The sequence below is a fragment of the Actinosynnema sp. ALI-1.44 genome, assembly GCF_001984155.1.
Lineage (GTDB): Bacteria > Actinomycetota > Actinomycetes > Mycobacteriales > Pseudonocardiaceae > Kibdelosporangium.
Map to the genome: position 1 here is coordinate 1,265,133 of NZ_MTQO01000054.1, position 14,754 is coordinate 1,279,886.

The following is a 14,754-nucleotide window of genomic DNA, read 5'->3' on the forward strand; positions in this document are numbered from 1 at the left end:
GCGGTCCACGATGGGCGAACCCGACACCCCGGCCAACGGCCCCCGCGTCCGGGTCTACGCCCTCATCAGGCAGATCGACCGCCTGCTCGTCGTGGAGTACCCAGGCCACGACGCGCTACCCGGTGGCACGGTCCGCGCTGGTGAACCCGTCGAGCAGGCGCTTCGCAGAACCCTGCTCGATCAGCTCGGCGCGACCATCGCCGAGCTGGACTTCTGTGCAGTTGTCGAACACGGCACCAGCGTGCCCGGCGAGCCGTCCACTTCGGAGATGGTCTTCCTGTGCGACGTGACGCTCGCCGACGCCGACGTCGTCATCGACTCGGCGCAGTCACATCGCTGGGCCAGCGAAAAGGAAATCTCTGCCCTTCGTCCTCAAGCGGTCCGGGACGGGCGGATCGCGGGCACGCTGTCGGTCGAACACCCCTGGAGGGCGTGGACACCATGAGCAGCCTCGACGTCGCGTTCCCCGCCCAACCCCCAGTGCGCGTGGTCGCGGTGAGCACTTCATGACCCCAGAACAAGCAGCAGCCCTGACCGAGTTTCCTGAGCTGCAGCGGCTCATCGACCTTCGCGGCGCGGGCTGGCTGTTCCTGCCCACCGTCGTCGACGGCGAAATCGTTGAGGTGCATGGCGTGCGGACTTGGCCGGAAGGGTGGGCGGACGCGCTGCGTGTCCGTTACACCACCGACGCCGCTGGTCTCCGCAATGACCACACCGGCGGCATCACCTGGCAACGAGAAGGCACGCTCAACGAGATCATCGACGGCCTCATCGCCCTGCCCCCACCCGGTGACCGCCTCGCGCCCCGGCTCGTCATCGCGCGCGGCCCGCTGCCGCGAACCGCGTAAGTCCGATCTCCGCCGTGAGAACCGAATTGTTGGGTCCTCTGGTCCGACGTCCGTATCAGCAGAACCCCAAGGAACGCTCTTCAATGCCCTTCCCCAGTCTTGGTGACGCTCTTACGGTCGCGCAGCGCGCGATGGATCTCGCTGTCCACCATGCCCTGAGCCACCGGCCGACCCACATCACCACCAAGGGCGACCGCGATGTCGTGACCAACATCGACGTGGCCGTCGAAAATCTCATCCGGGACCGGCTGAGCGACTGGGATCCGGCTGTCGGCTTCGTAGGAGAGGAAAACGGAGCCTCTGGCGACGAGAACACCTACTGGGTCCTCGACCCGATCGACAGCACCATCAACTTCTCCCACGGCAGCCCGTTGTGCGCGATCGCCCTCGGCCTCGTCCACGAAGACCAACCAGTGCCCGGCATCACGGCTGTCCCGTTCCTGGGACACCGCTACTGGGCCCTCACGGGCGAAGGCGCATACCGAGACGGCGATCCGATCTCCGTATCCACGACCGCCAGGCTCCGCAACGCGCTCATCGGAATGTGCGACTACGGCAGCGGCCCCGACGCCAGCACCCGTGACCGGCTCTGCGGCGACCTCGACCAGCGTCTGACTGGACAAGCCCAAGGAGTCCGTCGCCTGGGCACCACCGCGCTCGAACTGGTCTGGGTCGCCGACGGCACCCTCGACGCCAGTATCCTGTTCGGCAACCGCGCCTGGGACACTGCATCCGGAGCGATCATCGCGCGCGAAGCCGGCGCCCTCGTCCTCGACGCCGACGGCAGCCCGCACTCCACCCGCTCGCGCTGCACGCTGGCGACCACGCCCGCGCTCGCGGAGGCTCTTGTGCCGATGATGGAGGTCGCGCGCAACACAACCTACTGGCCACAGCCGGCGGGCACCCAGTGAACGCGGCGCGAGCGCTACTGCCCGAGCACACCGAACCGGAGCACGTGACGTTGCACCGCGACACTATCCCGCACGACCTGCTGACCGAGTTGCGCCTCCTGCATCGAGAACAACCCGATGCGTTGGGCGCGGACTTGCCAGCCTACGGATTGATCCAGCTCACCGGCGGGCGGAACAACCGCGTCTACCGCTGGAGCAGCCCTCGCGGCCCGGTGTGTCTCAAGCTCTACCGCACGGACAAGCGCGACCGCGCCCGCTGTGAATGGACAGCCTTGCGGCACCTCGCCGACCACGGCGTCACCGCCACGTCCACGGCGTTGTGGCACGACCCGCATCCCGAACTGCCCGCCGTCGGCTTGAGGTTCGTTCCCGGACGGCTCACCACCGCGCTGGACATGCCGAGCACCGCCCTCCCGGCGATGGTCACCGTCCTCGGCCAGATCCGCCAGGCTCCGCTCGGACCGTTCGCCAGCCTGGGCCGCCTGGACTCAGCGACGGACTTCATCCGGCGCATCACCACCACGTGGCCGGAGCAGCTGAGCCAGTGCGCCGACGAATCGCTCAGCCGCGACATGATCGCGCTGAGCGGGGCCTGGCATGACCGCGGCGACGCCAACGTGCTCGCCGAACCGGCCCCATGCGTGTTTTCCTGCGGCGACGGCAACCTCGACAACTGGCATTGGCACGACGTCATCAGCGCCATCTACGCCCTGGACTGGGAGTTCGCGGAAAGTGAGCTTGGTTCAGTGCAGATGCACGAGGTGATGCTGCCGCCATCGCCCTTGTCGATCGACTGGTCGAGCACGGTGGTCGCCTGATGGTGCACAAGATCACCGTCGAGCATTCGTTCGAGTCCGGGCACGGACTGTCGCACCTGGGTGGCAAGTGCGTGAGCCTGCACGGCCATTCCTGGTCGACCGCGGTGACGATGGTCGCCCCGAAACTGAGTCCCGAGGTGACTGTGGTGGAGTTCAGCGCGCTCAAGGTCGGACTGCGGCGGTGGATCGACGAGCACCTCGACCACGCCATGATGCTCAGCGCGCGCGACCGGCTGATCGAGCCGCTGATCGCGGAAGGCAGTCGGGTGTTCTGCTTCGGGGCCGAGCGCCCAGCGGACGTTGCCGAGCAGTTCGCCCACGGGCTGCCGTGGCCCACCGTGGAGGCCATCACGGTCTTACGTGGTCGGGTCGCCGAGAGCGTCTCGGCCGGGCTTCCTCGCGCTGGCGGCGCAAGTCGAGCGGATTCTGGTCCGCGAGACGCGGCTCAACACCGCCGTCTACGAGCCGTTGACCTTGGCGGCCCCGCCTTCCGCCGTGAATGCTTCCTCCTCCTGCCCATCGACGGTTCCGTACCGCGCCTTGATGCCTCGACCGGCCGAGCGAGTCGACCACCCGATGCACAGGGGAGTGCGAGATCCCGAACAGTGGGCCGAGCTGCCGCATGGTCAGATTCGTTCGCCACTAGGTCGCCACCAGCAGCACCCGATCGGCCGGGCCAGCCGCCACTGCTGGCCCGGGACAACCATTCCGAATCGCTCGATGTTGTGCCTGATAGGGAAGCGCGACGTGGCGGTGGTTACGGGGACGTGACCGGATGGGAGTGTTCCTGTCACTCGTGGGAGCGTGCACGGCACAAGGTTGGCGGTACCACGATGTCACCCGAATGGTGGATACTGATGATCATGACACGTAATTCGCGGCGATGGATCGCGATGGAGCTGTAGACGAGACAGCACAAGTGATGATCGAATCGATACCCGGTGAGGAGAGAGGTGCTGGTGAGCGGGGAGCCAGGGCATGCAGTGTCAGTACTTCTGCAGGACACGCTCCACGCGCGGCGTGCACTTGGCCATGATCTTGCCGACGATGAGGACGACCTGGAGAACACGGCGGGTGCTTCCCCGTTTGTCACCGGCGAGGATGTCGCAGGATGGTTCAACGACAACCGGGAGCAGATCCTCGCTACCGCTCAGGAAGCGGTGACCAATGGCGATCCCGACACAGCGGCACGGTTGTTGGCGCGGATCTGGGCGGTCATTCCCGCGTCGACAGACGCGGCGTGGTGCGACGCGCTGCGTGACTGCGGGCGGAGGCTGAAGGCCAGCTTGCCGAATTCTCGCACCATGGCAACAGTTTTCCGCAGGAGCGCTGCCCTGTTCTTGGAGCGAGGTGATCATCGGATCGCGGAAACCGAGGGCATGCGAGAGTTGGCGATCTGGCGGCGACTGGATGACCCAGACGGGCACGTCAGCGCGTTGAACGCGCTGGCCCGAACCTTTCAGGCGCGCGGCCGGCTCAACCGTGTGATCGACTGCGCGTCCCGGCGGCTCGCTGTCGATGTGCGTCATGGCCGAACGATCGAGGTCGCGCACGATCTGCGGCATCTGGGTGTGGTGATGTTGCAGGCGAACCGCCCAGACACAGCCGTTGACTACCTGACCAGGGCGCGGGACGCGTTCGATGAGCTGCCGCAGACCACGGCCCAGCAGCACGCCGACGTGCGGATACTGCTGGGCCGATCCTTGTGGCTGTCTGGCTCGCCCTCCTCGGCGCGGCGCCAGTTCAGTGGCGCGCTTCAATTCGTGGTCGACGTGGACGAGGATGAGGCGGATCGAATCCGTGAACTTCTTGATACGCCCCTAGATGGCGTGCTGCCCCCGATCAATCACGAAACAACGGGCTGATCACGGCGAACGCGATCTGGATGAGGACCGTTACCCACGGCTTCAGCGCCGCGAGAAAGCTGGACTGGCGACGGCGACGACATCGCGCATGGCGGCACCGGGACGTGCGATATGGTGTAGAGGCTCGGCGATGCTTGTGACGGCGAGTCATGTGCGGTTAGTGATCCTTCGGTCGGTGGGGTACGGCCGGAGAAGGTGAGACAGGTGTCTGGTCAGCGCGTGGCGTCGCGTTGATCGTCGGCCCTGGTCTCCTCGTTCAGGTTGAGCAGGTCAAGCGCGGGCTCGCACAGAAAGATCTGGTCGTACCGAGGGGTTTCCCAGATCGCGAGGATGTCCAGGTCGATCAGGCGGCGGGTGAGGTCGGTGGCGTATTTCGTCGTTACCTTGTACCGCTCCTCGATCGCTCGGTGGTTGATCACTGGATAGCTGATCAGGTCGGCGATCACCTGAAGGATTTTCCCGGACTTCGGTGCCCTGTCGGCAAACTCGACGGCCAGTTCGTCTAGTCTGCTGATCAGGTTGAGTTGCGCGTTGGCCTGGTCGCGGATGGCGGTGGAGAAGTAGTCGACCCAGTTGTGGATCAGGCCGGTGTCGACCACCGCGCGGACTTGTTCCTGGTACTCGTCCAGGGTGTCATCGAGCCAGACTGACAACGGGAGTATTTGGCTGTGCAGTAGGCGTTGGCGTATCAGTTGCAGCATGCTGAATCCGCGGGCTACGTGCCCATTGGCTGTCGGGAAGGGTTGCAGTACCTCCAGTTGGTAGTGGGCGATGGCGAGCTGGGCGACCCTGGGCTGGCCTTTGTCGTTTTCGGCCCAGTCCGACAACTGCTCCAGCCGATCGAGCAGATGCGGCCCGATCGCTGTCAGTAGATACGGCCCGGTGATACCGCCGCCCAGTAGGCCGTGTTCGGTGCGCAGGACGTCGGACACGGCGCGCCCGGCTTGTCCGGTCATGATCGCGCTGAGCTCGCTCATCAAGGTCGCGTCGACGCGGGCACCGGCGCGGACACGGTCGATGCCGTGGTCGTAGGCCTGCAAGTAGCGCGTGACCCGCGGGATCAGATCGGGGCGTCGCGGGGAACTCTGCGAGGCCAACAGATCCGCGGCCAATACCTCCTCAAGGCCAAGGTGAAGGCCGCCGAGGCTGGCTGAGCTCTGGGCGTCGCGCACCTGGGTCGAGCGCACCAGGCCTTGCGGTGCGCGGAGCCGTTTGGCCGCCTCATCCAATCGGCCCAGCACATGCTCGGCCTCGGCCGCGCGACGGTAGGTCGTCGACGGCAGTGTGAGATCCAATGGCAATGGCGGCGGCACAAAGGCGCCTTCACGACAAAGAACCTCGGGAACACCGGGGATGTCGGGAACGGGCGCCCACTGCCCATCGGGCATGGGTCGAACCTGCATGCTCGAAAAGATACGCACATACCGACCAGTGAGGCAACAAGTGAACCAAGGATGAGCGCACTTCAGTTGTCTTCACAAAGATCAACTATCAACGGTTAGTCCGTTTGGGATTCGTTACACCCCACGAGTTACGTAGGTTCGTTGATCACCAGGCAATCGACGTTTCCGGTGCTCGTGCCATCGCAGTGTGGTTCGCGATCGACATCTTCGCGCACCGTCGCCATGAGACTGTCGCCGGAAATCGACGCCAGTGCGGTACGGAACGTGGCGGAGTACCACGATACGGGTTCACCTGGTCAGGTACCTGTTCGCCGCTGTGTGATCACGTGAAAATGCGGTTTCCCGCTGAGGATGGCATCGTGCCGAACTCGCGTTCGCCTGCTGCGTCCAAGAGGACCGTCCCAGCGGGATTCCCGCGGGCCGACGACCATCCCGCTCAAATCACGTTGTCTGGGCCTACAGTGTCACTCTTTCGCGTGAACGTGGCGAACGTGTTCAGCGTTCCACTGTGGTGCGCGCCTGTGAAGAGTGACGTTGGCTGCGATGTAGCCACACTTGGTCAGCTGAGGGGTACTTCCGTGCGCAACGAACAAGCCCACGTGCGCCACCGCCCGCGTGCGCACGTCCACCAGCCGACGGCGCACTGGCCGGTGACGTCGCCGCGGGCGACCAGGTGAGTGGCAACTCCGGCGCCTGGTCGTCCGTGCGATCTGATTCCGCGTCCGCGGCCGACGGGCCCGAGAGCCGATTCGAGGAGTTCTACACCCGGTGCTTTCCGTCGGTGAGCCGAACGCTCGCCGTACTCACCGGAGATACGCGAACGGCCGACGACTGCGCACAGGAAGCCTTCCTACTGGCCAAGCACCGCTGGAACGAGCTCGCGACGTACGACAAACCCGAGGCGTGGGTGGTCAAGGTGGCACTGCGCAAACTGCGACGTGATCAACGCCCACGAGAGCAGCCGCTTGACGTGTCGGACCTGGACACCATCCGCACTCGGATCAACGACCACGCCGAGGACATCGTGCTGCGAGACGAGCTGTACGCCGCTGTCCGCTCGCTTCCGCAGCGACGTGCCGAAGTCGTGGCACTGCATGACCTTGGCGGCCACAGCATCAGCGAGGTGGCCTCGATCCTGCACATCGCTGACTCCACCGTGAGATCCCACCTGACCCACGCCCATCAACATCTTCATCGTCTGCTCAGCACATCGGACGTGGCCACTCAGGGAGAATCTCATGAACCTGAATGAACGTCTGCGCGCCGCCGCTGCGAGCATCGCGGCACCGGCATGCGCGCTGGACGTACGTCGAAAACTACGCCAAGTCGAAACAAGGTACGAGACCGTCACCAGCACAACCGCCGACACAGAGAAGCTCGATAGCGACATCGAGCTACACGCGGCGCTCGAACGCGCCTACCAGGCGGGAGTGGACGCGCGCAGCCGCGGTGACCTGACAGAAGCGGCTCACCAGCTGCTCATCGCCGCCGATCAACAGATCGGCGACGCCTCTGTGCAGCTGGCGGAAGTCTTGGTCGACCTAGGCGACTACACCAACGCACTGCGGTGGTGCGCTGTCGCGGCAGCGGATGGATTCGGTGAGGCGGCCGAGCTGGCCCATCGATGCCGTGACCGGCGAGACATGATCGACCAGCAGCGACATCACGGTCAGGCCCGAGTCACGGCGCGGGTCAACCCCAGGCCGCTTCTGTCTCGGCCACCCTTCCTCACGCGAGAGGACCAAGCCGAACGTGACCAGTTCCTGGCTCACGCCACCGCGATCACACTCGGTGCCACCGCTCTGGAATCGTTCTGGACGGCGTCAGAGTTGCCATGGTCAATCGGTGCGCACCCGCAGTGGGAAGGCCGCCCAGTCACACTCTGGGATGTGCGTCAGACCGAGGCGGCCACGCGAGCGCTGCGGACATTGGACTATCAGTACGGCGGCGCGAACGTTCGGTCAGCGGTACTGACTCAACTGGGCTGGGCCGAGCCTATGCTCGCCGGGCAAGGCGCCGAGGACATCCGGAAACGACTCCGCACCGCGCTTGCCGACTTGCACACCCTGGCGGGCTGGGTCTCCTTCGACGCCAACCTGATCGCCTCTGCGCGCCTGCACTTCACGAGGGCGCTGGACCTGTTGAGCCATACCGGAAACAACGGCATCCTCGCGCATGTCCTCTGGCGCGCGGGGAGAATGTACCTCCACAGCGACGCGCCCCACGAGGCGCTGAAGTACTTCCAACTCGGCGAGATCGCGGCAGAAAAAACCGGCGACGCGACACTCACCGCACTGGCTGTCGGCTCACAAGCATGGGTTGCCGGACTCATGAGCAACGAGGACGAGGCCATACACCTGTTGCGACGCATGCGCGACGAACTGTCCGCCCCCTTGCTTGAACCAAGCGCACCGACCTACGTCACCGCCGATGCACTGCTGGCCACTGCAGGATCCGCGCACGCGGCCCTCGCCCGTCACACCGACGCACGCCACGCGCCGTCCGCTATCCGACTGCTCACCGCGGCCCTAGACGTCTGCGAGCCAAGCCAAGCGCGCAGCCGCACGTTCATCTTCACCGCCATGTCCGGAAGCCATCTGGCGAGCGATGACATCACGGCAGCCAGACACACGGGCTATCAAGCGCTTGACACAGCTGACAACGTTGTGTCACGCGGCTTGGACGGCGAGTTCAGTACCCTCAAACGTGACGCGGAACAACACGCGCACCCTACCGCCCGCATGCTCGCCAACCGCATAGCCGAACGGCTCTTGGACCGCGCCAGTTGAGCTCTGCCGTCGGTGGCACTCTACTTGCGCCGGTCAAAAACCTAGATCTGTCAGACGGCGGCGACCAAGACACAGAGGTGATCATGCCGTACCGCAATTCCCGGAAGGGACAACCGCCCCTGCCGCAATGGAAAGACCTCAATGCCGTTCACAAGAGCGTCCGCGCACGGGTCGAGCACGCCGTGGCACACATGAAGTCCTGTAACATCCTGTGCAACTGCCGCGCAAACGCGACGGCATCTGGCACGCTAACCAAGGCATCACCCAACTGCGCAACCCGGCCATGACGGCCTGACCGGCCGCCTCGACCCACCCACCGCCGTGATCACCCATCCCCATCAACGCTTTTGACCTTTAAGGACGACCATTAGCTGAGGTGGCTTAGGTTCAGACGGAGACCGGGAGGGACGCCGCAGCTCGCGTGAAGGTCGCATGGCAGGCAGCAGAAGCAACCGAAGACCCACTCGTGCACACCTGGATCGGATACGTGCTGAATCGCTGCATGCACACCGAGATCCTGGTTCTGCTGTGACGGACCGCCATCCGGCGATCTCGGTGTCCGGGAGGGGGCCGGGGGTGACGTTCGGCGACACATGCAGCGGTGAGCAGGACGCTGCGATCCATCGAGTTGGCCAGCCCGAGCAACGTGGTCAATGTGGTCGGGGCGGTTATCAGATTTGCTGCTCAGATGTCGCGGCCGTTGACGACACTGGTGACGAGCCGTTTATCCGCAGAAGCCCCGGGGCAGTGGCGAGGGCATCGAGGTTGACAGCGGCGGTCTGCTGAAGTCGATGGTGAGGCCCCCGACGGCTCGGACTCGGGGTTTACAGTGTTGATCTAGGTACATCAAGTGCGTGTCGACACGCCGGTCGGTTCCGAGGCTCGGTGCGGCGTGTTGACTCTGTACGTGGATGTTGCGTGGTGCTTGCTGGTGCTGTTGCATAAGTGTGTCCTGGTCAGGCAGGGCAGCGCTGGTTCGCGAGGACCAGCGAGGATCGCAACGTCACCGGCGTGACATCGGCGTCACCCAGCAGCGCCGCAGCGCTGGTTCGCGAGGACCAGCGAGGATCGCAACAACACGAGCTGCGGATCCTGTTGCAGGCCCGCATGCAGCGCTGGTTCGCGAGAACCAGTGAGGATCGCAACCAAGGCGCAACCCCACATTCGAGAAAGGCTGGCAAGGCAGCGCTGGTTCGCGAGAACCAGTGAGGATCGCAACTACAAGAACGTCAACGAACCCGAGCGAGTCCTGTCGCCTAGGGCGTGTGTCGAAGTCGGCTGTGTGGTTTGACCTGAGTTGATGTTGCTGGGCGTGTCGATGATCGAGAATGAGTGAGGTCTCCGGTAGATGGTTCGTCGACCAAGAAGAACCTGAACACCGGAGACCTCGTGGACACCTTAACGGTGACGGGGCGGTTCGACCTGACTGACGCGCAGTGGGCGGTGCTGGAGCCGTTGTTGCCCCGGCCGTCGCGGTCTGGTCGGCCGTCGTTATGGAGCAAGCGGCAGATGGTTGATGGGATCCGGTGGCGGGTCGGTGTGGGGGCGCCGTGGCGGGACGTTCCCGCGGTGTATGGATCGTGGGCGGCGGTGTATGCGCTGTTTCGGCGTTGGCAGCGGGTTGGTGTCTGGCAGGCGATAGTGACGTCACTGCAGTCGATGGCGGACGCGGCCGGGCGTGTGACGTGGGATGTCAGTGTGGATTCCACGATCGCGCGGGCGCATCAGCATGCCGCTGGTGCGCGGAAAAGGGGGATCTACAGGCCGAGCCGCCGGGGTGGATCGTCACTGAGCCTGATGATCACGCGTTGGGCCGTTCTCGGGGCGGGCTGACCACGAAGCTGCATCTGAGCTGCGAGCAGGGGCAGAAGCCGTTGTCGATCGTGCTGACCGCGGGGCAGCGTGGGGACAGTCCTCAGTTCACCGTGGTGCTGGAGCGTATTCGGGTTGCTCGCGTGGGTGCTGGTCGGCCGCGGACCCGGCCGGATCGGGTGCTGGCCGACAAGGCGTACAGCTCTCGTGCCAACCGTGGTTACTTACGGCGTCGCGGGATCGCGGTGACCATCCCGGTGCCCGCTGATCAGGCCGGTCATCGGCGGCGGCGTGGCCGTGCGGGTGGACGGCCACCAGCGTTTGACGCAGAGATCTACAAGCAGCGTCATGCCGTGGAATGCGGCATCAACCGGCTCAAACGCCACCGTGCCGTGGCCACCCGCTACGACAAACTCGCCGTTCGCTACGAGTCCACCGTCCACATCGCCATGATCAACGAATGGCTCTAACCGACTTCGACACAGACCCTAGTTGAATCTGTAGGCGAACGATTCAGGAATGGCTGGGTGGCGTGTCAATCCGGTCGCTGTCGGCGTCTAGCGCGTGGAGCAGGTTGGTGATTTGAGTTGCTTCGGGGGCGTGTATCTCGAGGTAGATGACGAGGGCTCGCTGTAGTAGGGGGACGGCTTGTGAGTTGTTTCCGGTGCGGTAATGACATCGAGCTTGGCCGACGAGGGCGTTGGCCACGTGGAGTCTGCTGTCGCATTCTCGTGCGAGTGTGAGTGCGGTGGTGAAGTGGATGTGTGGGTCGCCCGCAGCGGGGTGGTCGAGAGAGAGATCGCCGAGCGCGTTGTGAGTTTCGGCTTGGCCGTCAACGTTTTCTACTTGGGTGAATAGGTATAGCGCTTGAGTGAGGTGTGTGATGGCGAGGTGATGTTCCCGTGTCCGATGGTGGACGATGCCTGTCTCAAGATGTGCGTTGGCCTGTCCGTGTAGGTCACCGATGTCGGTGCACAGTTGCAGAGACTGAGACGAAGCCTTCTGTGCCGCAGGCAACTCACCCCGCAACCGGTACACGGTGCCGAGGGCGTTGAGGGCGTTGGCCTGTCCGTGTCGGTCACCGATGTCGGTAAACAGTTGCAGAGACTGAGACAAAGCCTTCTGTGCCGCAGGCAACTCACCCCGCAACCGGTACACGAGGCCGAGGCCGTTGAGGGCGTTGGCCTGTCCGAGTCGGTCACCGATGTCGGTAAACAGTTGCAGAGACTGAGACGAAGCCTTCTGTGCCGCAGGCAACTCACCCCGCAACCGGTACACGGTGCCGAGGTCGTTGAGGGCATTGCCCTGTCCGATTCGGCTGCCGATGTCGGTAAACAGTTGCAGAGACTGAGACAAAGCCTTCTGTGCCGCAGGCAACTCACCCCGCAACCGGTACACGAGGCCGAGGTCTTTGAGGGCATTGCCCTGTCCAAGTCGGTCACCGATGTCGGTAAACAGTTGCAGAGACTGAGACGAAGCCTTCTGTGCCGCAGGCAACTCACCCCGAGTCCAGTCTACGATGCCGAGGTCGTTGAGGACGTTGGCCTGTCCGCGTCGGTCACCGATTTCGGTATATAGGTGTAGAGCCTGAGACAAAGCCTCTTGCGCCGCAGGCAACTCGCTCCGCAACCGGTACACGGTGCCGAGGTCGTTCAGGGCGTTGGCCTGTCCAAGTCGGTCACCGATGTCGGTAAACAGTTGCAGAGACTGAGACAAAGCCTCTTGTGCCGCAGGCAACTCAACCCGCAGCCTGTACACGGTGCCGAGTTCTTTGAGGGCGTTGGCCTGTCCGCGTCGGTCACCGATTTTGGTATATAGGTGTAGAGCCTGAGACAAAGCCTCCTGCGCCGCAGGCAACTCGCTCCGCAACCGGTACATGGTGCCGAGGTCGTTGAGGGTCGTGGCATGGGCCTGAGGGTCGTGGGTTCGAATGGCAACGGTGAGGGCGGTGTGGTGGATGGTGTGGGCGTGGTGCCAGTGTCCTGCGGTGCGGAGGAAGGGGTGCAGGGTCGTGGACAGGTGAAGGGTGTGTCTGGGGTGTGTGAGGTGAGTGTGGTCGATTGCGGTGAGGAAGGTGAGTAGTTCGGTGGTGAGCCAGGCCATCGCGTGTGACGTGTCGGTGATCGGCTGCGGGTGTCGGGGTGGGGTGAGGGTGGCAGTGGTGCTGGGTGTGCGGTAGATCGGGAGGTGGCTGGCGGCGGTGTATGTGGTGTGTAGGTAGTAGTCCAGGACCCTTGTCGTGGCCTGGTATTGGTGTTCGGGGTCCAGGTGGGTGGCGTGGGTGTGGGCGTAGACGCGGAGCAGGTCGTGCAGACGGTAGCGGCGGGGACTGGTTTCCTGGATGAGGTGGCGAGTGTAGAGGGCGTCGAGCAGGTGCCGGGCTCGGGCGGGGGTGGTGTCAGCCAGAGCGGCGGCGGCGTATTCGTCGATCTCGGGGCCGTGATGCACGCCCAGCAGCGTGAATAGTTCGTGTTGGTCGGTGGGCAGGTCGTGCACGGAGGTGTCGAACACCGCTCGCACTGAGCGTTCGCCTGCGTGTAGTTCGTCCAGTCGGTCGTAGGCGTGGGCGAGTTGGTCGGCTAGGTAGCGCGTGCTCCAGGCAGGGTGTATGCGCAGTTGGGAGGCGATGATCGCGATGGCGATCGGCAGGCGTCCGCACAGCTCCACGATGCGGGCCACTTCGTGGGCGTTGGTGGTTTCGGGTGTGCGGTGGGCGAGGCGCAGCAGCATCTGGGCGCCCTCGTCGGGGCTGAGGATGTCGAGGGTGAGTGGGTAGACGTCGTCGAGTTCGGGCAGTCGGTTGCGGCTGGTGATGATCACCAGGCAGCCCGGCGTGGCCGGTAGCAAGGGTGCGACCTGGTCGGAGGTGGCAGCGTCGTCCAGGACCAGCAGCATCCTGCGGTTGGCGGTCAGGGTGCGCCACAACAGCTCTCGCTCGCCCACGGTCTTGTGTCTACTGAGGATGTCGGCGTGCACTCCGATAGCGGTCAGCAGGGAGTGCAGGGCATCGAACGGAGTCCGCGGTTTCTGGCCGGGGGCGTGAGCGTCCAGTTTGAGCAGGAGTTGGCCGTCGGGGAAGCGGGGTGCCAGCAGGTGGGCGGCGTGGATGCCGAGGGCGGTTTTGCCGACGCCGGGCATGCCGTCGATGGCGTGGATCGCGATCGTCGTGACGCCGCTGTCGGTGGCTCGTTGGACCGCGGTGAGCAGGGTGTGCAGTTCCTGGTCGCGGCCGATGAACTCGGGAATGTCGCGTGGCAGCCCTAGTGTCACCGCAAGAGCCGACGCCGCGTTGGTTGTGGTGGGTCCGGGTGGGTCGGCGATGAGGCGTTGGAGGTGGGCGTAGGTGTCGGCGGAGCGGCCGGCTCCGCGTTCGTCGCGGACGCGGTCGGCGATCCTGCTTTCCCAGGTGGTGATCTCGGCGTGACGGCCGGCGGCGGCCAACGCCTCCGAGCCCATCCGCAGCAGGGTTTCGTCTTTGACGATGTCGTCCTCGCACGGGCCGAGCAGGGCGACTAGGTCGTCAACGCGGTGCGCGTTCAGTAGGTGGGTGAATAGGGCTTTCACCGCTGCGCTGCGCCGGAGGCTGAAGTGGTGGCGAACCGTGTCCGCCCAGCCGTTCTCAATGGTGGGAAGTAGTTGGTATTGCTGGGTGGACAGTGCGTGGTGCAGCCTGTCCCAGTCGGCGTCGGTGCGGGCGATGTCAATCTCGTCAAGAAAACGGTGGTAGTCCACAACACGAGGGTTGACCGCCAGGGTCCAACTGTGGGACCTGGGGTCCCACGTGACCCAGTCGCGGCTGCCGCCAGCGTTGGCGAGGGTGTCACGGAGGAAGTCGATGTTGCGCCGCAACGTCCCTGGCGCCGGGGTGCGTCGACTGTCGCCCCACACCGCGTCGAGGAGAGCAGTTTCGCTTACTTGCGTGCTGGCCTCGATGGCGAGCACCGCCAGCAGGCGCATCGCCGCGGTCCGCGGCGGACTGTGGACGTTGCCGTTGCCGGTGCGGACGCCGATGGCGCCCAGCAGTTGGATCTCCACCCCTGCGGTCGGGTGCATGCCTCGCAGTCTGCCGATGTGTGTACGCCATTTGAACTGATTCCATGGCCCGTCACCCAGCTGTGTGTGGCCATGCCCCATTAGCCCTGAGGCCGATGACGATTCGTAGAACCGTGCGCCTTCGATATAGGCCGTTCGGATTACTATCTGCCACGTTCGGCCCGTCAGATTCACATCACCCGATCGGCCGACACGGTGTCGGCAATGTGTCCGCATCGGCGTCCTACAAGCTGTCCGCCGCCTCGTCTGATGCTC

At 64.6% G+C, this 14,754-nt stretch carries 10 protein-coding genes and 2 pseudogenes; 9 read left to right on the plus strand and 3 right to left on the minus strand.

The features are described from left to right. The first annotated feature begins 10 nt into the window (after positions 1–10). From ALI144C_RS52715 to ALI144C_RS58270, 5 genes and pseudogenes are all read left to right on the plus strand, one after another. The gene (locus tag ALI144C_RS52715) at positions 11–445 is read left to right on the plus strand and encodes an NUDIX domain-containing protein (protein ID WP_076994755.1); all 435 of its coding nucleotides are present in this window, start codon (positions 11–13) and stop codon (positions 443–445) included. Positions 446–506: 61 nt separating this feature from the next. Then, entirely contained in the window at positions 507–848 is a 342-nt protein-coding gene (locus ALI144C_RS52720) for a hypothetical protein (RefSeq protein ID WP_076994756.1), read from the plus strand. 14 nt (positions 849–862) lie between these two features. Next, positions 863–1,759 (plus strand): inositol monophosphatase family protein, encoded by an 897-nt coding sequence (locus tag ALI144C_RS52725; RefSeq protein ID WP_237774732.1) that lies wholly within the window; start codon positions 863–865, stop codon positions 1,757–1,759. Next, positions 1,756–2,577, plus strand: a complete 822-nt coding sequence (locus ALI144C_RS52730; protein WP_076994758.1) for a phosphotransferase — start codon at positions 1,756–1,758, stop codon at positions 2,575–2,577. The genes ALI144C_RS52725 and ALI144C_RS52730 overlap by 4 nt, the downstream gene beginning before the upstream one ends. After that, a pseudogene (locus ALI144C_RS58270) lies at positions 2,577–2,870 on the plus strand (6-pyruvoyl trahydropterin synthase family protein); the annotation flags it as partial. The gene ALI144C_RS52730 and the pseudogene ALI144C_RS58270, both read left to right, overlap by 1 nt. Before the next feature lie 262 nt (positions 2,871–3,132). On the opposite strand, the pseudogene ALI144C_RS58275 reads toward ALI144C_RS58270, so the two are convergent. Further along, positions 3,133–3,246 (minus strand): annotated as a pseudogene (locus ALI144C_RS58275) (transposase family protein); the annotation flags it as partial. Between the two features lie 314 nt (positions 3,247–3,560). On the opposite strand from ALI144C_RS58275, the gene ALI144C_RS52740 reads away from it, so the two are divergent. Continuing rightward, positions 3,561–4,442 (plus strand): tetratricopeptide repeat protein, encoded by an 882-nt coding sequence (locus ALI144C_RS52740; RefSeq protein ID WP_076994760.1) that lies wholly within the window; start codon positions 3,561–3,563, stop codon positions 4,440–4,442. Between the two features lie 212 nt (positions 4,443–4,654). On the opposite strand, the gene ALI144C_RS52745 is transcribed toward ALI144C_RS52740, so the two are convergent. Then, positions 4,655–5,845: a Fic family protein gene (locus ALI144C_RS52745; RefSeq protein WP_083754133.1), complete on the minus strand. Its 1,191-nt coding sequence runs from the start codon at positions 5,843–5,845 to the stop codon at positions 4,655–4,657. Positions 5,846–6,548: 703 nt separating this feature from the next. Here ALI144C_RS52745 and ALI144C_RS52750 point away from each other — a divergent pair. From ALI144C_RS52750 to ALI144C_RS52760, 3 genes are all read left to right on the plus strand, one after another. Then, positions 6,549–7,097 carry an RNA polymerase sigma factor gene (locus ALI144C_RS52750; RefSeq protein WP_269086751.1) on the plus strand — a complete coding sequence of 183 codons (549 nt, stop codon included), beginning with the start codon at positions 6,549–6,551 and terminating at the stop codon, positions 7,095–7,097. Beyond that, complete coding sequence (locus ALI144C_RS52755; RefSeq protein ID WP_076994763.1) at positions 7,084–8,634, plus strand: hypothetical protein; 1,551 nt, start codon at positions 7,084–7,086, stop codon at positions 8,632–8,634. Before ALI144C_RS52750 ends, ALI144C_RS52755 begins: the two co-directional genes overlap by 14 nt. 1,404 nt (positions 8,635–10,038) lie before the next feature. Beyond that, a protein-coding gene (locus ALI144C_RS52760; protein ID WP_441297627.1) for an IS5 family transposase occupies positions 10,039–10,916 on the plus strand; the annotation gives its coding sequence in 2 pieces (ribosomal slippage) (positions 10,039–10,423 and positions 10,423–10,916; 879 coding nt in all). Between the two features lie 43 nt (positions 10,917–10,959). On the opposite strand, the gene ALI144C_RS52765 is transcribed toward ALI144C_RS52760, so the two are convergent. Beyond that, positions 10,960–14,499: a tetratricopeptide repeat protein gene (locus ALI144C_RS52765; protein WP_076994764.1), complete on the minus strand. Its 3,540-nt coding sequence runs from the start codon at positions 14,497–14,499 to the stop codon at positions 10,960–10,962. Positions 14,500–14,754 lie beyond the last annotated feature (255 nt).